This window comes from Bacillus sanguinis, from assembly GCF_018332475.1.
Classification (GTDB): Bacteria; Bacillota; Bacilli; order Bacillales; family Bacillaceae_G; genus Bacillus_A; species Bacillus_A sanguinis.
Window position 1 is genome coordinate 1 of record NZ_BOQB01000298.1, and the last position, 301, is coordinate 301.

A 301-nucleotide genomic window follows, 5' to 3' on the forward strand; every position below is an offset into this window, starting at 1 on the left:
AGTTTCCGTGTTTCGTTTTCGTTTAGTTTTGAGAGTTCAATTAAGTATTGACTCTTAAATGAGGATATGATATAAATAAATCCTGCAATTTGTATGGGCCTATAGCTCAGCTGGTTAGAGCGCACGCCTGATAAGCGTGAGGTCGATGGTTCGAGTCCATTTAGGCCCACCATACAACTTTTGGGGCCTTAGCTCAGCTGGGAGAGCGCCTGCCTTGCACGCAGGAGGTCAGCGGTTCGATCCCGCTAGGCTCCACCAAAAAGCTATTTTAAATAGCAAATGGTATGTTCTTTGAAAACTA

The 301-nt window shown here is 44.5% G+C and carries 2 tRNA genes; both read left to right on the top strand.

Annotated elements, in window-relative coordinates:
- The first annotated feature begins 95 nt into the window (after positions 1–95).
- Positions 96–172 (top strand) — tRNA-Ile (locus KI369_RS24400).
- A gap of 10 nt (positions 173–182) precedes the next feature.
- A tRNA-Ala gene (locus KI369_RS24405) sits at positions 183–258 on the top strand.
- Positions 259–301: the final 43 nt, after the last annotated feature.